This is a genomic window from Pseudomonas sp. SZ40, from assembly GCF_052958135.1.
Genome location: NZ_JBQWIF010000002.1, coordinates 325,930 through 347,720 on the forward strand (window position 1 = coordinate 325,930; position 21,791 = coordinate 347,720).

Here is a 21,791-nt window from a genome sequence, read left to right on the forward strand (position 1 = left end):
GCGACCCGCAAGGCGGTTCGCCGCCATGCTACCGATCAGAACGCCAGCGACGTCTGCACGTACAGGGTACGTGGCTGGCCGAGGTACTTGCCGCTGTTGTTGTCGTCGAACGAGCGGGTGTAGTACTCACGAGCGAAGACGTTCTTGACCCCCGCCGCGACCGTCAGGTCGGACAGCTGCGGGCCGAAATCGTAAGCGCCGCGCAGCCCCCAGACCATGTAGCCGGGAATCTCGCCGTTGTTGCCTGCCGCGTTTTCCGCTTTGGTATTGGCGTTGTCGGCGAACTGGCTGCTCTGGTAGCTGCCATCCACGCCCCACTGCCACGGGCCGGTCTCATAGCGAGCCCCCACCACGCCCTTGTGCCGCGACGAGAAGGGCACCTGATTGCCCTTGTTGTCGCCGTTCTCGCGAATCTCGGCGTCGACGAAGGTGTAGGTGGCGTACACGGACAGGCCGCTGAGTGCAGGGTTCAGCGCCTCGAGCGCGTAATTGAGGCTGCTTTCCACGCCACGATGACGGGTCTCGCCGCGTGCGGTGACGTCGTTGGTCTGCTGATTGCTTTCGTACTGGTTGTCGAAGTTGATCAGGAAGGCGCCGATCTCCGCCTGCAGCAGGCCATCGTCATAGCGGGTGCCGAGTTCCCAGGTACGGGCTTTCTCCGGCTCGACGTCGCCGCTGGCCAGCGCCTTGCCCATCTGGCTGTACTGCACGGCGCCGAACGAGCCTTCGGTATTGGCGTACAGGTTGACTCGATCATTGACCCGGTACAGCACGTTCAGCGCCGGCAAGGCGGTGTTGTAGCGGCCGGCGGCACGGGTGCCGTTGAGCTTGTTGTCCTGGCGAGAGGCGATCTTCTCGTAGCGCACGCCAGGGGTGATGGTCCAGTTGCCGATATCGATACGGTCATCGATATACACCGCACTGGCTTCGGTTTCGCCGCGGCTGTTGCGGTCTCGCAAGCTGGCGGTGCTGGGCAGTACGCCGGTGCTGGTCGGATTGCGGAAGCGCTGCTCGTGGCTTTCTTCGCTGACATAGCGGTAACCCACGCCCACTTCATGGTGCAGGGTGCCCGTGTCGAAGGCTTGGGAGTAGCGGGTCTCGATGCCGCGCACCCAGTACTCGCGTGGCGACAGGGAGAGGAAGTTGCCTTGCTCGAGGAAACCGCTGCGCAGGGTCTTGGTAAAGAAACTGGTCACGCTGAGTTCGCGATCGGCGTCCGGTGTGTAGGCGTAGCTGGCGCTGGCCAGGGTGCGGCGGCCCCAGAAACTGTCGTAGGGGCGGGTGGACTGGTACGGATCGGCATCGAAAGCCGCGGTGCTGAGGCCCCCCGGCATGTCGGCCTGCCCTTCGTAGTACTGACCCATTGCCGAGAAGGTGTGTACATCGTCGGCGCTGTACTTGCCCTTGAGGATCAGGTCGTCGATCTGCGTATCGCTGTGCTGGCGCCAGTCGCTGCCGCGGGTACCCGAGTAGAGCAGCGCGCCACCCAGGCCATTGTCGTTGGTGCCGCCGATCAGCAGATTGCCGGTCTTCTTGAAGCCATCCTGGCTGCTGGAAGGGCTGACTTCGGTCTGCAGGCCGCCTTTGATGGTCGGCTGGTCAGGGATGGCGCGGGTCACGAAGTTGACGATACCGCCGACGTTCTGCGGGCCATAACGCACCGCGCCGCCGCCACGCACCACATCGATGGCATCCATGTTGCCCAGGGAGATCGGGGCCAGGGATAGCTGTGGCTGGCCATAAGGGGCGAAGGGCACCGGGATGCCATCCATCAGTACCGTGGAGCGCGAGGCCAGACGCGGATTGAGACCGCGGATACCGAAATTGAGCGCCAGGTCGTGGCTGCCGGTGCCATTGTTTTCCGGCGCATTGACGCCGGGAATGCGGTTGAGCACTTCCCGGGCGCTGCTGGCCCCCACCTGCTCGAAGGTTTCGCGGCGGATCACGTCGCGAGCGCCCGGGTGGTTGTACACATCGAGCGCATCGGCGCTGCCGAGCCAGTCACCCACCACGCTGGAGGCCTGCAACTGCAGCGGTTCGCCATGTGCAGCGCTGCGCAAGGTATGCAGGCGGTAACCGCCGTCAGCGTCCCGCTCGGTGCTCAGATCGCTACCCTGCAGCAGCCTGGCGAAGCCTTCATCGACTCCGTAGCTGCCCTTCAGGCCCGCGCTGCTCTTGTCGGCGGTCAGGGCAGGGTCGAAGGACAGCAGCACGCCACTCTGCGCGGCGAAGCGCGACAGGGCTGCACCCAGCGGGCCGGCGGGCACGTCATAGCTGCGGGTTGCCGTGCTGGTCGCGGGGTTTTCAGCGGCCACGGCCAGGTTGATCGGAAGCGTGCCCAGGGCGCCAAGGGTCATGCCGATGGCGAGGGTAAGCGGGTGACGGCTGGGAAAGGACTTGAGCGAGACCATGTTGCCCTCCAATGGGTTGTGTATTGAAGGGCCAGTCGAGAATCGAAAAGGTACAGGCCGTGCAGAGGATTTTTTTCAGCGCGGCTCGATATGCACCCAGTAGCGGGTGAAGCGGCGGATGTGCACCGGCAGGTTGGCGGTCAGGGAATCGAGAGCGCGGTCACTGTCGTTCAGGGGGAATGCGCCGGATATGCGCAGGTCGGCCACCGCCGCCGCGCAAGTCACTCTGCCGCGGCGCTGGCGCTCGAAGGCACTGGCGAATTCGCTTAGCGGCATGTCATCGGCAATCAGCATGCCGTGCAGCCAGGCGAGCAGGTCATCGCTGGCAGGCATCGGCGTGTCGCTACTGGCGCGGTACAGGCGCGACACCTGTCCGCTGTCGAGCTGGCGCCGGCTGCTCGGGGCGGCGCTGGGGGTGAGCTCTACGCGGCCACTGAATACCGCGACCCGTGAATGTCCGGCTTGTTGGGTCACGGAGAAGCGCGTGCCGATGGGGCGGACGCTGCCTTCGGCGGTGATCACCCGCAGCGGACGGGGATCGTGCCCGGTTTCCAGAAGCAGCTCGCCATCGAGCAGATGCAGAATGCGTTCTGCCTGGCTGAACTCGACGCGAACGGCGCTACTGCTGTTGAGGTTCAGGAGGCTGCCGTCGGCCAGGCGCCATTCACCCTGCTCGGCCAGGCCTGTCTGATAGTCGGCAGTCCAACGCTGCCAGGGCTGCTCGCGCAGGGCGAACCAGCCGCTGCCGGCAACGCCGATCAGCACTGCCAGGTTCTTGATCGCACGGCGACGGCCGATACCCGCCGGGACGCCCAGCGTGGCTCTGGCCAGATCGACTGGCAGCCCCTTGAAGTGGCCGCCGACGCCGTTTGCACAGGCCCACGCCCGGGCGTTCTCGGGGGAGGCTTCGAGCCACAGCCGCCAGTGTTGCTGGTCCTGTTCGCTGGCATCGCCAGCATGCAGGGTGACGAACCAGTGTGCAGCCTGGTCGAGCGCTGTTTCGGACAACGGTTGGTAGGGCGCTCGGGACTTCATGCTCAGAGGCCTGGCTGCATGCAGTGGCGGATGGCTTTGAACATGTACTGCTTCACCGAGCTGAGGGACACGCCCAGGTGCTCGGCGATCTGCGGGTAAGTGAGCCCGTCGAGCTGCGACAACAGGAAGGCCTGGCGAACCCTGGCAGGCAGGCCGTCGAGCAGGGCATCGATTTCCAGCAGGGTTTCCAGCAGCAGGTAACGCGCCTCGGGGCCTGGCAGCAGGTCTTCGGGGAGATTCGCCAGGCTTTCCAGGTACGCCCGCTCCAGCGCCTTGCGGCGCAGGTGGTTGACCATCAGGCCTTTGGCGACGGTGGCCAGATAGGGCCGCGGCTCGCGGATATCGGCAAGATCCCGGCGGGCGAGAATGCGCAGGAAGGTGTCATGGGCCAGGTCGGCCGCATCGAATGCACAGCCCAGGCGCTGTTGCAGGCGCAAGCGTAACCAGCTGTGGTGCTCGCTGTAGAGCTGATGCGCAGCGACGGGGCCGTCGTGCAGGCAGGACAAGGTCGACATGCGCGCAATATCCAGAGAAATAAAGCGCGCTTTATATAGCAATAGTTCTCATTTGCATAGCTCGATCGCTTCGCGCCGGCGTGATCAGCGCACCGTGACCACCAGTTTGCCGACCGCCTTGCGTTGCGCGAGGGCATCGATGGCCGCGCCGCCGTCGGCCAGCGGGTAGGTCTGCGAGACCAGTGGTTTCAGCTTGCCCTCGGCATGCCAGGTGAAAAGTTGCCCGAAGTTGGCGGCGTTGTCAGCTGGCTGACGTTGAGCGAAGGCGCCCCAGAATACACCGACCACTGCAGCGCCCTTGAGCAGCATCAGGTTCACCGGCAGTTCCGGGATGCGCCCGCTGGCGAAACCAACGACCAGCAGCCGGCCGTTCCAGGCGATGCTGCGCGCTGCCTGATCGAACAGGTCGCCGCCCACCGGATCGTAGATCACGTCGGCACCCTGGCCGTTGGTCAGGCGCTTCACTTCGTCCTTGAGGCTCTGCGTGCTGTAGTCGATCAGCTCGTCGGCGCCCGCCTGTCGGGCCACTTCCAGCTTGGCAGCGCTGCTCGCTGCGGCGATCACTCGGGCGCCCATGGCCTTGCCGATCTCCACCGCTGCCAGGCCAACGCCGCCGGAGGCACCGAGCACCAGCAGGGTTTCACCTGCCTGCAAGCCTGCGCGCTGCTTGAGTGCGTGCATGGAGGTGCCGTAGGTCATACCGAAGGCGGCGGCGCTGATGAAGTCCATGCTGTCGGGCATCGGCAGGACGTTGTAGGCCGGCACCGCGACCTGCTCGGCGAAACCGCCCCAGCCGGTCAGCGCCATGACCCGAGCACCGACCTGTAGATGGGTAACCTTGTCGCCAACCGCGCTGATCACGCCGGCCACTTCGCCGCCCGGCGCGAAGGGGAAGGGCGGCTTGAACTGGTATTTGCCTTCGATGATCAGCGTGTCGGGAAAATTCGCACCGGCGGCCTGAATATCGATCAGCACTTCGTTGGCCTTGGGGTGTGGACTCTCGAGGTCTTCCAAAACCAGGGTTTCGGCGGTGCCGAAGGCTTTGCATAGCAGCGCTTTCATCGCAGTCCACTCTTTCATCGATTGGCTCTGCAGTTTAGGTAGGCCGCTGCGCGGGTCAACGAGCATGGCTCGACCTGATGGCTGGGTATAAGCGTTGGGATCCATCGCAGGCGTTGCTATGCTTGCGGGCAACCCAATGGAGATCGTCCTGTGAAAACCTTCATCACGTTTCTGCTTGCCTGCGCGCTGTCGATCCCGGCTTTCGCCAATGAGGAAAAGAAGGAAGGGGAAGGCGAGGGTGCCGCGCCACAGGTGATCTACCACAGTCTTACGCCCGCGCTGGTCGGTAACTTCGGTGCCGGGCCGAAGCTCAAGTACTACAAGGCCGATGTGGCGCTGCGAGTTACTGGCGCCGATGCCGAAGCCAAGGTCACGCACCATGAGCCGTTGATTCGCAACCAACTGGTGATGCTGTTCTCGCAGCAGACCGAGGAAAGCCTGGCCACTCCCGATGCCAAGGAGAAGCTGCGCCAGGAAGCCCTCAAGCAGGTGCAACAGGTGCTCAGTGACGAGGAGGGCCAGCCACTGGTCGAGGACCTGTTGTTCAACAACCTGATTCTGCAGGGGTGATCAGCGCAGCAGCAGAATGGCCGTCCACTGTGCTTCGGTAACTGGCATCACCGACAGGCGGCTTCCTTTCTGTACCAGCGCCAGTTCCTCCAGCGCGCTCTGAGCCTTCAGCTCCGCCAGTGGGATAACGCGCGCGAAGGCCTCGACGAATGCCACGTCGATGGCTGTCCAGGGGTTCTTCTCCGCGCTCGCCTTGGCATCGAAGTAATGGCTTTTGGCGTCCAGCGCGGCGGGATCCTCATAAGGCTCGCTTTCGATGCGGGCGATTCCGGCTACCCCGGGCTGCGGGCAGCTCGAGTGATAGAACAGGAACTGATCGCCCTCCTGCATGCTGCGAATGAAGTTGCGCGCCTGGTAGTTGCGCACGCCGTCCCAGCGCGTTTTGCCCAGGCGCTGCAGGTCGTGGATCGAGAGTTCGTCAGGTTCGGATTTCATCAGCCAATAGGGCATGAACTTTGCTCTTGAGTCGGGCAGCGAGCGCATGCCTTTCGGCTGCGCTCTGTTGCGATGGAAATGATTGTCGAACTATAGGTCGTTACGTTCCGGTGCTCGATCCGGACAGGAGTTGTTGTATGCGGCGCAAGCCTGATCTGTTGCTGGTATTGGTGGTGGTGTTCGGGCTGGGCATGGTGATGACCGGCTATGCGCAAAGCCAGTGGCAGCAAGCTAGTACCAACCTGTATCGGTGACCGTGGCGTCCAGCGGTATGTCCCAGCTGGCCATGGGCAGGCGATCGACTTGCTGACAGCCGTGGGCCAGCCCAAGCAAGGTCGGTTTGTGCCAATTTTTGCGCCTTGCGCGATAGGCCAGGCTGCGGTCGTAGAAGCCGCCGCCCATGCCCAATCGCCCGCCATGGCGATCGAAGCCGACCAGCGGCAGCAGAACCAGATCCAGTGTCCAGACCTTGCGTTGGCGCATGCTGTCGCGTCGCGGCTCGGGGATGCCGAAGCGGTTGGCTGCCAGCTTTTCGCGCGCATCGATACGCTGAAACACCATGCTGGTGCGCGGCCAGGATTTCAGGACGGGCAGGTACACCTGCTTGCCGCGGGCGTGGGCTGCCGCGATCAGCAGGCAGGGGTCGATTTCACCGTCGTTGCTCAGGTACAGCGCAACATGCCGGGCTCGGCGAAACAGCGGGTGATGCGCCAGCTGTCGATACAGCGCCCTGGCGGCACGTCGCTGGGCTGCAGGCTTCAGCTCGCGACGTCGCTGGCGCAGCTTGCGCCGCAGTTGGGCGCGGGTGAGGTCTTTGGCGTCGATCATGGGCAGGCCTGTAGAGTCGCTGGCGCGCAATCGCAGGCAATAAAAAGCCCGCTGCCGGCGTGAGCCAGCAGCGGGCTACAAATTGAGACTCCCCAGCATGCCGCTGTCGGTTTAGCCCTTGAACCCGAAAGTTCAAGGTGGAGGTTGCAGGAAACCTTAAGGCTTTCCGTCGAGCGGACATGCACACCGGCCTCAACTGACAACCCCCGGGGTTGTGCGTATCGGCTCAGGGACACCACCGACTGGCGCACACTCCAGGGAGCGGTGGCCAGTATAACGCAAAGTGGCGACCGTTGGTCAGACGCCACGGCCATCTGCATCATCGCGCAGTGCATCGTCCACGCGGCCCAGCAGATCACGCACATGATCACGGCTGGTAGAAACCTGCTGATCCAGATTCTGTTGTTTGTGCAGCAGGTCGTGGGTGATGTTCAGTGCGGCCATCACGGCGACACGGTCTGCACCGATCACTTTGCCGGCGCTGCGAATCTCACGCATCTTGCCGTCCAGGTAGCGGGCGGCACTCTGCAGGTTGCTACGCTCATCTGCTGGGCAGGCGATGCAATATTCTTTGTCCAGGATCTGGACGGTAACGGTATTCGATTGGGTCATGAGTCCTGCTCCAGGGCTTTGAGGCGCGAAATCATCGATTCGACCTTGTGCCGAGCCATTTCGTTCTTTTCGATCAGATGAGCGCGTTCTTCACGCCACGCCTGCTCGCTTTCCAGCAAGAGGCGGTTGTGTGCCTTGAGTCGCTCGACACGCTGGATCAGCAACTCCAGCTTGGCCGTCAGGGCTTGTAGATCGGCGTCTTCCATTGGCTCTCGCTTTGGCAGGGTTGTTCGCAGTGTATAGGCGCGCTGGCAGGTGGGTGCAAACCCGCTGATGGTCTTGGCGCGTCTGCCGGTGCTACGATACAAAGCCTACATTCTAGTGATTGCGCCTCTTGGCGCCTAGTGATCGATGCCGACTTCCAGTTCTCCCTACGCTGCATTCGCCACCCTGCTCGCCAGTGGCGGCACCTCCGTTTCTCCCGCTGAACTGCACGGCCTGCTGCTGGGCCGCAGTTGCGCTGGTGCCGGCTTCGAAGCCGGTCCCTGGCTGGTTGACGCCAATGAGCTGCTCGGCAGCGAACCGCCGGAGAACGTTCGCCAGGCGTTGATCGGTCTGCAGGAGATGGTACGCGGCGAATTGACCGGTGACGATGTCACCGTCGTTCTGTTGCTGCCTTCCGACGACGCCCCGCTGGCCGAACGCGCCGCCGCTCTGGGCCAGTGGTGCCAGGGCTTCCTCGGTGGTTTCGGCCTCACTTCCGGCGACGCGGCGCTGAGCGCCGAAGCCATGGAAGTGCTGCAGGATTTGTCCGCTATCGCCCAGGTGCAGAATGCCCTGGATGAGTCCGAGGACGGCGAGAACGATTACATGGAGGTCACCGAATACCTGCGTGTGGCGCCGCTGCTGCTGTTCGCCGAGTGCAACAAGCCGGCTGCCCCAGCGCCGAAACCGTCGCTGCACTGATCCTGCCCCTCATTCGACCGATCGGAACCTAGCGTGCCCATGACCAGCATCTCCAAAGCGGAATACGCCCGTCGACGCAAGGCGCTCATGGCGCAGATGGAACCCAACAGCATCGCCATTCTGCCGGCGGCACCCGTGTTCATCCGCAACCGCGATGTCGAACATATCTATCGCCAGGACAGTGATTTCCAGTACCTGTCCGGGTTCCCCGAGCCCGAGGCGGTGATCGCGTTGATCCCCGGCCGCGAGCACGGCGAATACGTGCTGTTCTGCCGAGAGCGTGATCCCGAGCGTGAACTGTGGGATGGCTTGCGCGCCGGTCAGGAAGGCGCCATCAGCCGTTACGGTGCGGACGATGCCTTTCCCATCGGCGATATCGACGACATCCTGCCGGGGCTGATCGAAGGTCGTGAGCGTGTCTATTACGCCGTGGGTACCAACCCGGAATTCGATCGTCATCTGATGGAGTGGGTCAACGTGATCCGCTCCAAGGCCCGCCAGGGCGCCACGCCACCGAAAGAGTTCGTCGCCCTCAATCATTTCCTCCACGACCTGCGTCTGTACAAGTCGGCCGGGGAGGTGAAGGTGATGCGCGAAGCGGCGCAAATTTCCGCACGCGCCCATATCAAGGCCATGCAGGCAAGCCGCGCCGGGCTTTACGAATACCATCTGGAAGCAGAGCTGGATTACGAATTCCGCAAGGGCGGTTCGAAGATGCCGGCCTACGGCTCCATCGTCGCAGCGGGCAAGAACGCCTGCATTCTGCATTACCGTGAGAACGACGCGGTGCTGAAGGACGGTGACGTGGTGCTGATCGACGCCGGCTGCGAGATCGACTGCTATGCCAGCGACATCACTCGTACCTTTCCGGTCAGCGGTACCTTCACGCCCGAGCAGAAGGCCATTTACGAGATCGTGCTGGCGGCCAACATGGAAGCCTTCAAGCACATCGCGCCGGGTCGTCACTGGAACGAGGCCCATGAGGCCACGGTGCGGGTGATCACCGCTGGTCTGGTCGAGTTGGGCCTGCTCAAAGGCAATGTCGACGAGCTGATCGCCGCGGAAGCCTACAAGCCGTTCTACATGCACCGTGCCGGCCACTGGCTGGGCATGGACGTGCATGACGTCGGCGAGTACAAGGTCGGCGGCGAGTGGCGTGTGCTCGAAGTGGGCATGGCCATGACCGTCGAGCCGGGCATCTACATCGCCGTGGACAATCAGAACGTGGCCAAGAAATGGCGCGGTATCGGTGTGCGCATCGAGGACGACGTCGTGGTGACCAAGACCGGTTGCGAGATTCTCACCGGCGATGTCCCCAAGACCGTCGACGAGATCGAGACACTGATGGCCGCCGCTCGCGCGCAGGTGGCCTGAGGCCATGCCGCGAGTCGACCTGGCGATCATCGGCGGTGGTCTGGTCGGTGCCAGCCTGGCGCTGGCGCTGCAGGGCGAGGCGCGCACGCGTGGCTGGAAAATCGCTTTGATCGAGCCTTTTGCTCCCGGCGAAGGCTACCAACCGAGCTACGATGCCCGCTCCACGGCACTGTCCTACGGCTCGCGGCTGATCTACGAAGGTCTTGGCTTGTGGCCAGCGATCGCCGAGCACGCCACTCCCATCGAGCAGATACACGTATCGGATCGCGGGCGCTTCGCCGCTGCGCGGCTGAGTGCCGAGGAGGAAGGCGTCCCTGCCCTGGGTTACGTGGTGGAAAACGCCTGGCTCGGCCATTGCCTGTGGCAGGCGCTGGACGCCGAGGTGATCCAGTGGCGTTGCCCGGCCCAGGTCGAGCGGATGGACGCGCTGCCGGATGGCTATCGCCTGACCCTCGATGATGAAAGTCTGATCGACTGCTCCCTGGCGGTGCTCGCCGATGGCGGACGCTCTTCGCTGCGTGAGCAGTTGGGCATCACGGTGAACCAACGGCCTTATGACCAGACTGCGGTGATCGCCAATATCACGCCTTCGCGCCCACACGCAGGCCAAGCCTTCGAACGCTTCACCGAGTCCGGACCACTGGCGTTGCTGCCGCTTTCGGACAATCGCTGTGCACTGGTATGGACGCACCCGAGCGGTGATGTCGAGCGGCTGCTCAAGCTGGACGAGCGCGCGTTTCTCGCCGAACTGCAGGAGGCCTTCGGTTACCGCCTCGGTGCTTTGCGTCAGGTCGGCGCGCGGCTGCCTTACCCGCTGGTGCTGGTCGAGGCGGCCGAGCAGGTACGGGCCAGTTTGGTGGTGCTGGGCAATGCCGCGCACAGCCTGCACCCGATTGCCGGGCAGGGCTTCAACCTGTCGCTGCGTGACGTTCGTGCCCTGGCCGATACTGTGCTGGCGGGCTCCGCGCCGCTTGGCGACCTGGCCACTCTGCAGCGCTATGCAGCCGTTCAGGCTGGCGATCAGGCCCTCACCGTCGGCTTTTCGGATCAGGTCACCCGGCTGTTCAGTACCGATCAGCCGCTGCTCGCCGCGGGCCGCAACCTCGGCCTGCTGGGGTTGGAATTGTTGCCGCCGGCCAAGCGCTGGTTCGCACGCCAGGCCATGGGCATAGGTACTCGCGGTATCCCGCAATGAGTGCCCGGCGGCTGGCGCGCAAGGCCCGCCTGCTGCGCTGGGTCATGAATTGCTACCCGCCCTACCTGGGGGCTGGCGTATGGATTCGGCGCATCGCAGCGGATTTTCGTCAGGTCGACGTGAAGATGCGTCTGGGTTGGTACAACCGCAACTATGTGGGTACCCAGTTCGGCGGCAGCCTGTATTCGATGACCGATCCGTTCTACATGTTGATGCTGATGGAGAACCTGGGGCGCGATTACGTGGTCTGGGACAAGGCCGCCAGCATCGACTTCATCGCGCCGGGCAGAGGCCCGGTATTCGCCTCGTTCGCCATCGACCAGGCCTTCGTCGACGAGGTGCGTCAGCACACCGCCGCGGGTGACAAGTACCTGCCCGAGTTGCAGGTGGAGGTCCGCGACGGTGATGGCACCCTGGTCGCTCGGGTACACAAGACTCTTTACGTGCGGCTCAAGCCGCGCCAGCGGCAGGCAGCCTGAGGAATGGACGACATGCGTGCAGATATGATCATCGTCGGTGCCGGAATGGTCGGCAGCGCCCTGGCGCTGGCCCTGCGCGAGCAGGGGCTGGATTGCCTGGTGTTGGACGGCGGGCCGCTGCAGGTCGAGCCGTTCGAGGGCAACGCTGCTTACGAGCCTCGGGTCAGTGCGCTGTCGATGGCCAGCCAGCGCATCCTCGAACGCCTTGGCGCCTGGCCCGGCGTGCTGGCGCGGCGCAGTTGCCCGTACAGCGAAATGCGCGTGTGGGATGGCAGCGGCACCGGCAGCATCCATTTCAGCGCTGCCAGCGTGCATGCCAATATGCTCGGCCATATCGTCGAGAATCGCGTGGTGCAGGACGCGTTGCTCGAGCGCCTGCATGCCAGCGATGTTCGTCTGCTCGCCGACGCGCGGCTGGAGCGCCTGCGCCACTCCGGTGACGACTGGCTGCTGACCTTGGCCGACGGCCGCGAATTGCGTACCTCGCTGGTGGTCGCGGCCGATGGCGCCAACTCTGCGGTACGTCGTCTGGCGGGTTGTGAAACCCGCGAGTGGGATTACCTGCACCACGCCATCGTCACCAGCGTGCGTTGTGCCGATGCGCATCAGGCCACCGCCTGGCAGCGCTTCACCGACGACGGCCCGCTGGCCTTCCTGCCTTTGGGCGAGCGCGATGGCGAGCACTGGTGTTCGATCGTCTGGTCGACCACGCCGGAGCAAGCGAGCCACTTGATGGCGCTGGCTGACGATGAGTTTTCCACGGCCCTGGGGCAGGCGTTCGAATACCGCCTGGGCCAGGTACTGCAAGTGGATCGACGCCTGTGCATTCCGCTGCGTCAGCGCCACGCCAAGCGCTATGTCGAACCCGGCCTGGCGCTGATTGGCGATGCTGCCCACACCATCCACCCGCTGGCCGGCCAGGGCGTCAACCTCGGCTTTCTCGACGCCGCGGTGCTCGCCGAGGTGCTGGCGCAGGCAGCCGGGCGTGGTGAGCGGCTTGCCGACGAGCGCGTGCTGAGCCGCTACGAGCGCCGCCGCATGCCGCACAACCTGGCGATGATGGCGGCGATGGAGAGTTTTCAGCGGCTGTTCCAGAGCGACTCACTGACGCTGCGCTTGCTGCGCAACACCGGCTTGGGGCTGGTCGATGGCCTGGACGAGGCCAAGGCGCTGTTCGTGCGCCAGGCGCTGGGCTTGAGCGGCGATCTGCCGGATCTGGCCAGGGCCCGCTAGGCGCTGTACCGGGTGTTCGGCCTTGCGTCATACCTGTGGCTGGAAGACAATGCGATGCATTATCATCTCTAGCCCTGGTGCTGCCATGTCCGGCCCGGATCATTCCGCGTTGCATCTTCTCTACAGCGAACACAGCGGCTGGCTCAAGGGCTGGCTGCGGGCACGCCTGGGCAATGCCAGCGATGCCGCCGACCTGGCTCAGGACACCTTTGTGCGGGTGCTCAGCGCCCGCGACGTGCAGGCCATCCGCGAGCCGCGTACTTACCTGAGCGCCATCGCCCGCGCGCTGATGATCGACAAGTTTCGCCGCCAGGCCGTCGAGCAGGCCTATCTCGATGTACTGGCGCTGCGTCCCGAGCCCATGGACATCTCGCCGGAGACCCGTCTGCTGATCCTCGAAACCCTCACTGCGGTCGATGCCATGCTCGACGGTCTTGGTGAGCGCACACGGCGCATTTTCCTGGCGGTGCAACTGGAAGGGCTCAGTTATGTGGCTACCGGCGAGCGCCTCGGCGTGTCGGTGACCACGGTGAAGAAGCACATGATCCGAGCCATGACCCACTGCCTGTTGTTGATGGAAGACTGAGCCATGGATCGCCAGACCCTGGAAGCGGCCGCCACCTGGTATGTGCAGCTGAATGCCACGCCACCGAGCGAGGCCGAGCGTCTGGCGCATCGCGAGTGGCTCGCGCAGCACCCCGGGCACCGCCAGGCCTGGGCACGGGTGGAGCGCCTGCAGCATCAGCTCGGCGGCCTGCCTGCGGATGTGGCGCTGCCCGCGCTGGACGGTGTGCGGGCGCGGCGACGGGCGGTGCTGAAGACCCTGGGCCTGCTGCTCGCCTCCGGGGCCGCAGGCTGGGCGTCCTTCGACCTGGCGCCGACTCAGGACTGGCTTGCCGATCAGCGCACGGCCACTGGCGAGCGTCGTCACCTGCAACTGAGCGATGGCAGCGTGCTGGATCTGAATACCGCGACAGCGGTGGATATCCGTTTCGACGCCAGCCTGCGACAACTGCAGTTGCATCGCGGCGAGATACTCGTGCGTACCGCTGCCGATCCGGCCGGACGGCCTTTCGTGGTGCATACCGCGCAGGGCAGTGTACGGGCGTTGGGTACCTGTTTCAGCGTGCGCTGCGAGGGCGACAGCACTCAGGTTGCGGTGCTGGAAGATGAGGTCGAAGTGCGTGCGGCCCGGCAACCTGGTCGGGCAGTGCATATCGGCGCCAATCAGCGAGTCGCTGTGGAGGCCGCTGCGGTCGGCACGCCCAGCGCATTGCCGCCGGGAGCAGGTGCCTGGGCGCAGGGCATGCTGACGGTGATCGACTGGCGCCTGGATGCCTTCGTCGCCGAACTGGGGCGCTACCGTCCCGGCTATCTCAGCTGTGCCGACGCGGTGGCAGACTTGCGCCTCTCTGGTGCTTTCCGGATCGACGACACGGACATCATTCTGGAAAACCTGGGCGCCTCGCTGCCGATTCGAGTGCGTTACCTGAGTCGTTACTGGGCGCGAATCGAGGCTGCCTGATCGGGCCTGCAAAAAAAACAGCCATCCGGGGTTGCCGATTTTCATTCTCATTCGGCCAAGCACATGAAGCGGTTTTGCATCGCCGCGGATCTGCCCAGCCCATGACAAGGAAATGACCATGCCCCGCTTTCTCTCGCCAGCCAAGCCGATGGCTCGCGCCGTTCACCTGGCCCTGTTCGGTCTGGCCGGCGCGCCGATACCCATGCTCTGCGCCTTGCCGAGCCACGCCCTGGCGCAGGAGGCAGGGGTGCAGAGCTACCGTATTGCGCCTGGCTCGCTGGGTACCGCGCTGAGCCAGTTCGCAACGGTCGCCGGGGTGACGCTTTCATTCGCTGCCGTGCAGACCGAAGGGCTCGACTCGCCGGGCCTGCAGGGCGATTACGGCGTCGACGAAGGACTCGCACGTCTGCTGCAGGGCAGCGGTTTGCAGGCCCAGCGTCAGGGCAACGGCAGTTATGTGCTGGTACCTGCCAGTCGGGGCCAAGGAGTTGAGCTCTCTGCGTTGAGCATTTCCGGCAAGGCGCCGGGTTCGACCACCGAGGGCACGGGCTCCTACACCACGGAATCGTCCAGCAGCTCGACGCGCCTGAACCTGTCACTCAAGGAGACGCCACAATCGGTCACCGTGCTGACCCGCCAGCGTATGGATGACCAGAACCTCGACACCCTGACCGATGCCCTGGATGCCACTGCCGGCATCACCGTGATTCGCGAAAGTCTGGGGGCCGACAGCACCACCTATCTGTCGCGCGGCTTCGCCATTCGCAACTTCGCCATCGACGGCGTACCGACCTCGGCGGGCATGGACAACTACACCCAGAACACCGCCATGTACGACCGCGTGGAGGTGGTGCGTGGCGCCACGGGCCTGGTCAGCGGCCTGGGCAATCCTTCCGCGACCATCAACCTGATCCGCAAGCGCCCGGGCATCGAACCTCAGGTGCAGCTGTCGGCCGAAGCCGGTAGCTGGGACCGTTACGGCTTGGGGGTGGATGTCGGCGGTGCGTTGACCGAGAGCGGTAACGTGCGCGGGCGTTTCGTCGTCGATCACAAGGATCAGCACGCCTGGATCGACCGCTTCAGCCAGGAGGTGAGCACCGTCTACGGCATCACCGAGCTGGATCTGAGCGAATCGACCCTGCTGACCCTGGGTTTCAGCCATCAGACGACCAACAGCAACGCGCCGATGCGCACCGGCTTTCCATTGTTCACGACTGACGGCGGAAGAACCGACATCAAGCGCTCGTTCAACAGCTCGCCTGACTGGACGTACTATGATCGCCAGCAGAGCACGCTGTTCACCTCCGTCGAACAGCAGTTCGCCAATGGCTGGAGCGGCAAGCTGGAGTACAGCCACGCGCGCAACGATTACGACACCGTGGCCAGCTACATGGATGGCCTGATCGATCCGGCTACTGGCTCGGGTGCCTACATCATGCCGACCCGCTGGCAGGCGACGCCCGAGCAGGACAATCTCGACGCCTATCTGACCGGCTTCTTCCCGCTGCTGGGGCGCGAGCACGAGCTTATCGGCGGGGTGACCCTGTCGCGTCTCGAGGAGCGGGGAACCTCCAACTACGGAGGCTGGCAACGCCCGGGGTCCAGTTATGCCGGCAGCATCGACAACATCTATGGCTGGAACGGCCAGGCGCCGAAACCGGTGTTCAACAAGATCGGCGAGAGCGATTTGACCGAAACCCAGTATGCCGCCTACCTGACGTCGCGCTGGCACCTGACCGATGCAGCCAGCCTGATCCTCGGCGCGCGCGTGGTGGACTGGAATCGCGAGAGCAAAAGCCGCTTGTATGGTGGCGCCACCAGCAAGACGGAGCGTACCGAAACCGGCATCGTCATTCCCTACGCGGGCTTCGTCTACGACCTCGATGACACCTGGACGGCCTACGCCAGCTACACGCAGATCTTCAACCCGCAGAACGCCAACATCCGCGACGTCAACGGCACGCCTCTGGATCCTCAGGAAGGCACTGGCTACGAGCTCGGGCTGAAGGCCGACTTCTACGACGGCCGCCTCAACGGCAGCCTGGCGGTGTTCCGCGTCGAGCAGGACAACCTTGCGGTGGCCAACGGCAGCCTGCTGCAGCCCAGTGGCTTCCAGGCCTACAAGGCGGAAAACGGCACGACCAGCGAGGGTGTGGAGCTGGAGGTCAATGGTGAACTCGCCGACGGTTGGCAGCTCACGGGGGGCTACTCCTACAGCGTCAGTTTCAATGACGACGACAAGCGGATCGTCACCGAGATCCCGCGCAACAGCGTCAAGCTGTTCACCAGCTATCGGCTGCCGGGCGCCCTGGACAAGCTCACCGTTGGTGGTGGTGTGAATTGGCAGAGCGAGAGTGGCTACGACCTCAGCTACGCGACCACGCAGAGCAGCTACGCGCTGGTCAACCTCATGGCGAAGTACCAGCTCACGCCGGCGTTGTCGGCATCGGTTAACCTCAACAACCTGTTCGACAAGGAGTACCTCACCACCACGGCAGCAGGCTTGTATGGCGCACCGCGCAATGTCATGACCAGCCTGCAATACAACTACTGATGCGTTATCGGGTGCTCACGGGGACGTGGGCACTCGACGTTCGGCGACGGCGGTAATATCCGGCAATGACCTGGCAGTGTGCGGCGTAGATGAGAGTCACTATCATCAACGCTCTTTCAGCTTCCATAAGGTTCTTGCCATGTCGGTACGCCGTGCGCTTCTCGCTGTTTTCACCCTCAGTACGCTCGCCAGCGCTGTGCAGGCGGCCGATGAAGTGGTCGTCTACTCCTCGCGTATCGATGAGCTGATCAAGCCGGTGTTCGATGCCTACACCGCCAAGACCGGGGTCGCGGTGAAGTTCATCACCGACAAGGAAGCGCCGCTGATGGAGCGCATCAAGGCCGAAGGCGAGAACACGCCGGCGGATCTGCTGCTCACCGTGGATGCTGGCAACCTCTGGCAGGCCGAACAGATGGGCATTCTGCAGCCCATGAAATCCAGCGTCGTCGACGCCAACATTCCCGCTCAGTATCGCGCCGCCAGTGGTGCGTGGACTGGCCTGTCGCTGCGCGCACGGACCATCGTGTTCTCGCCCGAGCGCGTCAAGGATGGCGAGCTGACCACCTACGAAGCGCTGGCCGACAAGAACTGGGAAGGTCGCCTGTGCCTGCGCACCAGCAAGAAGGTCTACAACCAGTCGCTCACCGCCACGCTGATCGAGACCCATGGCGAGGCCAAGACCGAAGAGATCGTCAAGGGTTGGATCAACAACCTGGCCACCGACGTGTTTCCCGATGACAACTCGGTGATCAATGCCGTTGCCGCTGGCCAGTGCGATGTTGGCATCGTCAATACCTACTACTTCGGTCGCCTGCACGAGCAGAAGCCTGATCTCAAGGCCAAGCTGTTCTGGCCGAATCAGCAGGACCGCGGTGTGCACGTCAACCTGTCCGGTGTCGGCCTGACCAAGAATGCGCCGAATCCTGAGGCCGCTCAAAAGCTGGTCGAGTGGATGACCAGTGCCGAGGCGCAGAACATCTTCGCCGACGCCAACAAGGAGTTTCCGGCCAATCCAGCGGTCAAGCCATCCGCGGAAGTCGCCTCCTGGGGCGAGTTCAAGGCCGACAGCATTGCCGTGGAAGTGGCAGGCAAGCGCCAGGCCGAAGCCATCCGCCTGATGGACCGCGCTGGCTGGAACTGATGACTGACCGCTGTGCCTGAGCGAGCCGTCGACCCGCTCCTCAGGCATCCGTAATTCGACGCCCCGGCCTGTACGGGGCGTCTTGCTTTGCGTTTTCCAGGAGTTTGCGTGGCTCATCCTGCCCAGCGTCGCTGGTACCCCATCGCCTTCGCCGTGGCCCTGTTGGTGCTCATGCCCCTGCTGGTTCTACTGGTCAGCTGGCACGAGGTGGATCGGCAGATCTGGTCGCACCTGTGGCAGACGCAGATGCCGCGGTTGATCGGCAACACCCTGATCCTGGTGCTTGGCGTAGGCGTTGGCGTGACCCTGCTGGGCGTGAGCCTGGCCTGGCTGACCAGTCTCTGCGAGTTTCCCGGGCGGCGCTGGCTCGATTGGGCGCTGATGCTGCCATTCGCCATCCCCGCTTACGTGCTGGCCTTCGTGTTCGTCGGTCTGCTGGATTTCTCCGGCCCGGTACAGACCTTGCTGCGCGAGTGGTTCGGCACGGGTATACGGTTTCCGCGGGTGCGTTCCACTGGCGGGGTGATCATCGTTCTGGTGCTGGTTTTCTACCCCTACGTCTACTTGCTTGCTCGCAACGCGTTCCTGGCCCAGGGCAGGGGGCTGATGGAAGCCGCCCGTACCCTCGGTCATTCGCCCTGGCAGGCCTTCTGGCGGGTCGCCCTGCCGATGGCGCGGCCCGCCATCGGCGCCGGGCTGGCGCTGGCACTGATGGAAACCCTGGCCGACTTCGGCGCCGTGTCGGTCTTCAATTTCGATACTTTCACCACGGCCATCTACAAGACCTGGTATGGCTTCTACAGCCTGGGTAGCGCCGCGCAGCTGGCTTGCCTGCTGTTGTTCGCGGTGATGCTGGTGCTCTATGGCGAGCGTCGGGCGCGTGGAGCCGTAAGGCCTTGCGCCGAGCGACCGCGAAGTGGCGCGCTGTACCACCTCAGCGGATGGCGAGCGTTTGCGGCCAGTGGTTGGTGCCTGCTGGTATTCGCCTGTGGTTTCTTAATCCCGGTGCTGCAACTGCTTGTTTGGTTCTGGCAGCGCGGGCGCTTCGATCTGGATGAGCGCTACCTGGCACTGATCCAGCACACCCTGTATCTGGGCGCTGCGGCAGCGTTGATCACCGTGTCCGTGGCGTTGCTGCTGGCGTTCGCCCGGCGTCTGGCCCCCACGCGGCTGATGGGCGCCACCGTCGGTCTGGCCAACCTCGGTTATGCGCTACCCGGTTCGATGCTGGCCGTGGCGATCATGCTGGCCTTCAGCACCCTGGATAACGGGGTGGTCATCCCCCTCTCGACCTGGCTGGGTGGCACCGGCAAGGCCCTGCTGCTCGGCAGCCTGGGGGCGTTATTGCTTGCCTACCTGATCCGCTTTCTGGCAGTGGCCTACGGACCATTGGAAAACAGCCTCGCGCGCATCCGTCCTTCGCTGCCCCAGGCATCGCGCAGCCTGGGCGTCGGCGGCGTGCCGCTGTTCCTGCGGGTCTATCTGCCGTTGCTGATGCCCGGCGCGCTGTCTGCCGGGTTGCTGGTGTTCGTCGATGTGCTCAAGGAAATGCCCGCCACATTGCTGATGCGGCCTTTCGGCTGGGACACGCTGGCCGTGCGCATCTTCGAAATGACCAGCGAGGGGGAGTGGGCTCGGGCTGCGTTACCGGCCCTGACCCTGGTGCTGGTGGGGCTGTTGCCGGTGATTCTGCTGATTCGCCGCTCGGCCCGGCGAATCGGATAAACGGTCGCCAGGCAGGCGCCGGGCTGCCTCATGGCGTGTCCTGCGGGCTTTGTTACAAGGCCTGCCAATGTCCAAGATGACCGGCTTCGACCATGCGGCTACAATGCGCGCCATTCGCTGCGGCCCGTCATGTGCCCATCTCCGTCTGTGCCGGAGTGGCCCGATCAGTGCGCGCCACGGCCTTGCAACGCCCGGAAGGAGATCCCATGGGACAGCGCACACCTCTTTACGACCTGCACCTCGCGCTCGGCGCGAAGATGGTCGACTTCGGCGGCTGGGACATGCCGCTGCACTATGGCTCGCAGGTCGAGGAGCACCATCAGGTGCGCCGCGATTGCGGGGTTTTCGATGTCTCGCACATGACCGTCGTCGATGTGCTGGGTAGCGATGCCCGGGGCTACCTGCAGCACCTGCTGGCCAACGACGTGGCACGTCTGCAGGCGCCGGGCAAGGCGCTTTACAGCGCCATGCTCAACGAAGAGGGCGGCGTGATCGATGATCTGATCGTCTATCTCCTCGATGCATCGGATGCGCCAAGCTACCGGCTGGTTGTCAACGCGGCCACCCGCGACAAGGATCTGGCCTGGATGCGCGCGCAGAGCACCGATTTCGCTGTCGAGCTGCACGAGCGCAGCGATCTGGCGATGTTCGCCATCCAGGGGCCCAAGGCACGCGCCAAGACCAGCGAACTGGTGAGCCAGGCCCGTGCCAGCCTGATCCACGAACTCAAGCCGTTCCAGGGTCTGCCCGATGGTCAGTGGTTCATCGCGCGTACCGGCTACACCGGTGAAGATGGTCTGGAAATCATGTTGCCAGCTGGCGAAGCGGTGACCTTTTTCAATGACCTGGTCGGCGCGGGTATTTCGCCGATCGGCCTGGGCGCGCGCGATACCTTGCGCCTGGAGGCCGGCATGAATCTCTACGGCCAGGACATGGATGAGCAGGTTTCCCCGCTGGCTGCCAACCTGGCGTGGACGCTGGCCTGGGAGCCGGCTGAGCGTGCCTTCATCGGCCGCGAAGCGCTGCAGCGTCAGCATCAGGATGGCTCGCACTCACGTCTGGTTGGCGTGGTGCTCGAAGAACGCGGTGTGCTGCGTGCTCATCAGGTCGTGCGAGTCGATGGCGTGGGCGAAGGTGAAATCACCAGCGGCAGCTTTTCGCCCACCCTGGGCAAGTCCATCGCCCTGGCCCGAGTGCCGGCCAAGACAGGGGATCGCGCCGAGGTGGAAATCCGCGGCAAGTGGTACCCGCTGCGCGTCGTGCAGCCGAACTTCGTCCGCCACGGCAAAGTGTTGATCTGATACGGTCGGCTGAGTCTGGTCGAGCGATGGTTGGCCAGACGCGGCCGCTACATGCGGCTGGATGCAACCTGTGCGCACCTGCTAAATTTCCCTGACGGCGCGGTCGCCGTCCTGTCTGATGAGGAACGACAACATGAGCTCTATCCCCGCCGATCTGCGTTACGCCACCAGCCACGAGTGGGCGCGACTGGAGGCCGACGGCAGCGTAACCGTGGGCATTTCCGATCATGCTCAGGAAGCTCTGGGTGATGTGGTGTTCATCGAGTTGCCGGAAGTCGGCAAGGTGCTGGACGCCGGTCAGGAAGCCGGTGTGGTTGAGTCGGTGAAAGCCGCTTCCGACATCTATGCACCGGTCGGTGGTGAAGTGATCGCGATCAACGAAGCGCTCGCCGACAGCCCGGAAAGCGTCAACAACGATCCATATGGCAGCTGGTTCTTCAAGCTGCAGCCCAGCGATGCCGCACAACTGGAGAAGCTGCTCGACAGCGCCGGTTATGAAGCCAGCATCGACGGCTGAGCCATCGAAGGCGCATGAAAAAGCCGGCCCCTTGGCCGGCTTCTCCATCACTGCTGGGCAGTGAGAATCGCCGTGGCCAGCTCCAGATCGCTGGCTTGCAGATCGGGGTGATCCGCACGAATCTTCTGCAGTGCCGCTTCCAGATACGGGCCACGGATCTCGCCATTGCTGGCGATGTAGCTGCTGGCATCGTCCTGCGCAGGGATGATCATCTTGTTGTCCTTGAACGTCAGGTAGGTCGACGCAGTGGTCGCACCGGATGACAGGATATCGCGCAGGTTGGCAGAGAATGCCTGGGAAGATGCGGCCAGGAACAGGCCAGCGAACAGCAACGAACTTAGACGGCGCATAGCGGTAACTCCTGTTGGTTTTT

At 63.9% G+C, this 21,791-nt stretch carries 22 protein-coding genes and 1 other RNA gene; 13 read left to right on the plus strand and 10 right to left on the minus strand.

Annotated elements, in window-relative coordinates:
• Window positions 1-35: 35 nt before the first annotated feature.
• The 4 genes from fecA to ACT9T4_RS03450 all read right to left on the minus strand — a co-directional run bounded on the left by fecA (window position 36) and on the right by ACT9T4_RS03450 (window position 5,023).
• Window positions 36-2,357, minus strand: coding sequence for a TonB-dependent Fe(3+) dicitrate receptor FecA (fecA, locus tag ACT9T4_RS03435; RefSeq protein WP_179540153.1), 2,322 nt, complete (start codon window positions 2,355-2,357; stop codon window positions 36-38).
• Between the two features lie 129 nt (window positions 2,358-2,486).
• Complete coding sequence (locus ACT9T4_RS03440; protein WP_499115506.1) at window positions 2,487-3,446, minus strand: FecR domain-containing protein; 960 nt, start codon at window positions 3,444-3,446, stop codon at window positions 2,487-2,489.
• A gap of 2 nt (window positions 3,447-3,448) precedes the next feature.
• Window positions 3,449-3,961, minus strand: a complete 513-nt coding sequence (locus ACT9T4_RS03445) for a sigma-70 family RNA polymerase sigma factor (RefSeq protein WP_179539737.1) — start codon at window positions 3,959-3,961, stop codon at window positions 3,449-3,451.
• Window positions 3,962-4,045: 84 nt separating this feature from the next.
• Window positions 4,046-5,023: an NADPH:quinone oxidoreductase family protein gene (locus ACT9T4_RS03450; protein ID WP_499115508.1), complete on the minus strand. Its 978-nt coding sequence runs from the start codon at window positions 5,021-5,023 to the stop codon at window positions 4,046-4,048.
• A 150-nt stretch (window positions 5,024-5,173) separates the two neighbouring features.
• Here ACT9T4_RS03450 and ACT9T4_RS03455 point away from each other — a divergent pair, with 150 nt between their 5' ends.
• Window positions 5,174-5,593, plus strand: coding sequence for a flagellar basal body-associated protein FliL (locus tag ACT9T4_RS03455; RefSeq protein WP_042552307.1), 420 nt, complete (start codon window positions 5,174-5,176; stop codon window positions 5,591-5,593).
• On the opposite strand, the gene ACT9T4_RS03460 is transcribed toward ACT9T4_RS03455, so the two are convergent.
• The 5 genes from ACT9T4_RS03460 to ACT9T4_RS03480 form a co-directional block, all read right to left on the minus strand.
• Window positions 5,594-6,043 carry an EVE domain-containing protein gene (locus ACT9T4_RS03460; protein WP_499115510.1) on the minus strand — a complete coding sequence of 150 codons (450 nt, stop codon included), beginning with the start codon at window positions 6,041-6,043 and terminating at the stop codon, window positions 5,594-5,596.
• Between the two features lie 216 nt (window positions 6,044-6,259).
• Entirely contained in the window at window positions 6,260-6,856 is a 597-nt protein-coding gene (locus tag ACT9T4_RS03465) for a 5-formyltetrahydrofolate cyclo-ligase (protein ID WP_499115512.1), read from the minus strand.
• 85 nt (window positions 6,857-6,941) lie between these two features.
• A non-coding RNA gene (gene ssrS / locus ACT9T4_RS03470) (6S RNA) lies at window positions 6,942-7,120 on the minus strand.
• A gap of 33 nt (window positions 7,121-7,153) precedes the next feature.
• On the minus strand, window positions 7,154-7,468 hold the full coding sequence (locus tag ACT9T4_RS03475; RefSeq protein ID WP_042552310.1) for a cell division protein ZapA: 315 nt from the start codon (window positions 7,466-7,468) through the stop codon (window positions 7,154-7,156).
• Complete coding sequence (locus tag ACT9T4_RS03480) at window positions 7,465-7,674, minus strand: TIGR02449 family protein (RefSeq protein ID WP_042552311.1); 210 nt, start codon at window positions 7,672-7,674, stop codon at window positions 7,465-7,467. The genes ACT9T4_RS03475 and ACT9T4_RS03480 overlap by 4 nt, the downstream gene beginning before the upstream one ends.
• Window positions 7,675-7,819: 145 nt before the next feature.
• Between ACT9T4_RS03480 and ACT9T4_RS03485 the strand changes: the two genes are divergently transcribed.
• The 12 genes from ACT9T4_RS03485 (at window position 7,820) to gcvH (ending at window position 21,418) form a co-directional block, all read left to right on the plus strand.
• The gene (locus tag ACT9T4_RS03485) at window positions 7,820-8,374 is read left to right on the plus strand and encodes a YecA/YgfB family protein (RefSeq protein WP_042552312.1); all 555 of its coding nucleotides are present in this window, start codon (window positions 7,820-7,822) and stop codon (window positions 8,372-8,374) included.
• Between the two features lie 39 nt (window positions 8,375-8,413).
• The gene (pepP, locus tag ACT9T4_RS03490) at window positions 8,414-9,748 is read left to right on the plus strand and encodes a Xaa-Pro aminopeptidase (RefSeq protein WP_499115570.1); all 1,335 of its coding nucleotides are present in this window, start codon (window positions 8,414-8,416) and stop codon (window positions 9,746-9,748) included.
• Window positions 9,749-9,752: 4 nt separating this feature from the next.
• On the plus strand, window positions 9,753-10,943 hold the full coding sequence (ubiH, locus tag ACT9T4_RS03495; RefSeq protein WP_499115514.1) for a 2-octaprenyl-6-methoxyphenyl hydroxylase: 1,191 nt from the start codon (window positions 9,753-9,755) through the stop codon (window positions 10,941-10,943).
• Window positions 10,940-11,422: a DUF4442 domain-containing protein gene (locus ACT9T4_RS03500; protein ID WP_042552315.1), complete on the plus strand. Its 483-nt coding sequence runs from the start codon at window positions 10,940-10,942 to the stop codon at window positions 11,420-11,422. Before ubiH ends, ACT9T4_RS03500 begins: the two co-directional genes overlap by 4 nt.
• 12 nt (window positions 11,423-11,434) lie before the next feature.
• Window positions 11,435-12,655: a 2-octaprenyl-3-methyl-6-methoxy-1,4-benzoquinol hydroxylase gene (locus ACT9T4_RS03505; RefSeq protein WP_179539741.1), complete on the plus strand. Its 1,221-nt coding sequence runs from the start codon at window positions 11,435-11,437 to the stop codon at window positions 12,653-12,655.
• A gap of 85 nt (window positions 12,656-12,740) precedes the next feature.
• Complete coding sequence (locus tag ACT9T4_RS03510; protein ID WP_042552316.1) at window positions 12,741-13,241, plus strand: sigma-70 family RNA polymerase sigma factor; 501 nt, start codon at window positions 12,741-12,743, stop codon at window positions 13,239-13,241.
• 3 nt (window positions 13,242-13,244) lie between these two features.
• Complete coding sequence (locus tag ACT9T4_RS03515) at window positions 13,245-14,180, plus strand: FecR domain-containing protein (RefSeq protein WP_042552317.1); 936 nt, start codon at window positions 13,245-13,247, stop codon at window positions 14,178-14,180.
• 118 nt (window positions 14,181-14,298) lie between these two features.
• Window positions 14,299-16,734, plus strand: coding sequence for a TonB-dependent siderophore receptor (locus ACT9T4_RS03520; protein WP_499115517.1), 2,436 nt, complete (start codon window positions 14,299-14,301; stop codon window positions 16,732-16,734).
• Window positions 16,735-16,873: 139 nt separating this feature from the next.
• On the plus strand, window positions 16,874-17,875 hold the full coding sequence (locus ACT9T4_RS03525) for an extracellular solute-binding protein (protein WP_042552318.1): 1,002 nt from the start codon (window positions 16,874-16,876) through the stop codon (window positions 17,873-17,875).
• Between the two features lie 108 nt (window positions 17,876-17,983).
• Window positions 17,984-19,600, plus strand: a complete 1,617-nt coding sequence (locus tag ACT9T4_RS03530; RefSeq protein ID WP_042552319.1) for an ABC transporter permease — start codon at window positions 17,984-17,986, stop codon at window positions 19,598-19,600.
• Window positions 19,601-19,806: 206 nt separating this feature from the next.
• Window positions 19,807-20,901 (plus strand): glycine cleavage system aminomethyltransferase GcvT, encoded by a 1,095-nt coding sequence (gcvT, locus tag ACT9T4_RS03535; protein ID WP_042552320.1) that lies wholly within the window; start codon window positions 19,807-19,809, stop codon window positions 20,899-20,901.
• Window positions 20,902-21,034: 133 nt separating this feature from the next.
• On the plus strand, window positions 21,035-21,418 hold the full coding sequence (gcvH, locus tag ACT9T4_RS03540; RefSeq protein ID WP_131182187.1) for a glycine cleavage system protein GcvH: 384 nt from the start codon (window positions 21,035-21,037) through the stop codon (window positions 21,416-21,418).
• A gap of 47 nt (window positions 21,419-21,465) precedes the next feature.
• Here the strand turns inward: gcvH and ACT9T4_RS03545 are convergent, their stop codons facing one another.
• Window positions 21,466-21,768: a DUF2388 domain-containing protein gene (locus ACT9T4_RS03545; RefSeq protein WP_082045714.1), complete on the minus strand. Its 303-nt coding sequence runs from the start codon at window positions 21,766-21,768 to the stop codon at window positions 21,466-21,468.
• Between the last annotated feature and the right edge of the window lie 23 nt (window positions 21,769-21,791).

Excerpts from the sequence above, each read along its gene's own strand:
- fecA (WP_179540153.1), bottom strand. The coding sequence starts at position 2,357 with ATGACCCTTGGCGCCCTGGGCACGCTTCCGATCAACCTGGCCGTGGCC.
- ACT9T4_RS03440 (WP_499115506.1), bottom strand. The coding sequence starts at position 3,446 with ATGAAGTCCCGAGCGCCCTACCAACCGTTGTCCGAAACAGCGCTCGAC.
- ACT9T4_RS03445 (WP_179539737.1), bottom strand. The coding sequence starts at position 3,961 with ATGTCGACCTTGTCCTGCCTGCACGACGGCCCCGTCGCTGCGCATCAG.
- ACT9T4_RS03450 (WP_499115508.1), bottom strand. The coding sequence starts at position 5,023 with ATGAAAGCGCTGCTATGCAAAGCCTTCGGCACCGCCGAAACCCTGGTT.
- ACT9T4_RS03460 (WP_499115510.1), bottom strand. The coding sequence starts at position 6,043 with ATGCCCTATTGGCTGATGAAATCCGAACCTGACGAACTCTCGATCCAC.
- ACT9T4_RS03465 (WP_499115512.1), bottom strand. The coding sequence starts at position 6,856 with ATGATCGACGCCAAAGACCTCACCCGCGCCCAACTGCGGCGCAAGCTG.
- ACT9T4_RS03475 (WP_042552310.1), bottom strand. The coding sequence starts at position 7,468 with ATGACCCAATCGAATACCGTTACCGTCCAGATCCTGGACAAAGAATAT.
- ACT9T4_RS03480 (WP_042552311.1), bottom strand. The coding sequence starts at position 7,674 with ATGGAAGACGCCGATCTACAAGCCCTGACGGCCAAGCTGGAGTTGCTG.
- ACT9T4_RS03485 (WP_042552312.1), top strand. The coding sequence starts at position 7,820 with ATGCCGACTTCCAGTTCTCCCTACGCTGCATTCGCCACCCTGCTCGCC.
- pepP (WP_499115570.1), top strand. The coding sequence starts at position 8,414 with ATGACCAGCATCTCCAAAGCGGAATACGCCCGTCGACGCAAGGCGCTC.
- ubiH (WP_499115514.1), top strand. The coding sequence starts at position 9,753 with ATGCCGCGAGTCGACCTGGCGATCATCGGCGGTGGTCTGGTCGGTGCC.
- ACT9T4_RS03500 (WP_042552315.1), top strand. The coding sequence starts at position 10,940 with ATGAGTGCCCGGCGGCTGGCGCGCAAGGCCCGCCTGCTGCGCTGGGTC.
- ACT9T4_RS03505 (WP_179539741.1), top strand. The coding sequence starts at position 11,435 with ATGCGTGCAGATATGATCATCGTCGGTGCCGGAATGGTCGGCAGCGCC.
- ACT9T4_RS03510 (WP_042552316.1), top strand. The coding sequence starts at position 12,741 with ATGTCCGGCCCGGATCATTCCGCGTTGCATCTTCTCTACAGCGAACAC.
- ACT9T4_RS03515 (WP_042552317.1), top strand. The coding sequence starts at position 13,245 with ATGGATCGCCAGACCCTGGAAGCGGCCGCCACCTGGTATGTGCAGCTG.
- ACT9T4_RS03520 (WP_499115517.1), top strand. The coding sequence starts at position 14,299 with ATGCCCCGCTTTCTCTCGCCAGCCAAGCCGATGGCTCGCGCCGTTCAC.
- ACT9T4_RS03525 (WP_042552318.1), top strand. The coding sequence starts at position 16,874 with ATGTCGGTACGCCGTGCGCTTCTCGCTGTTTTCACCCTCAGTACGCTC.
- gcvT (WP_042552320.1), top strand. The coding sequence starts at position 19,807 with ATGGGACAGCGCACACCTCTTTACGACCTGCACCTCGCGCTCGGCGCG.
- gcvH (WP_131182187.1), top strand. The coding sequence starts at position 21,035 with ATGAGCTCTATCCCCGCCGATCTGCGTTACGCCACCAGCCACGAGTGG.
- ACT9T4_RS03545 (WP_082045714.1), bottom strand. The coding sequence starts at position 21,768 with ATGCGCCGTCTAAGTTCGTTGCTGTTCGCTGGCCTGTTCCTGGCCGCA.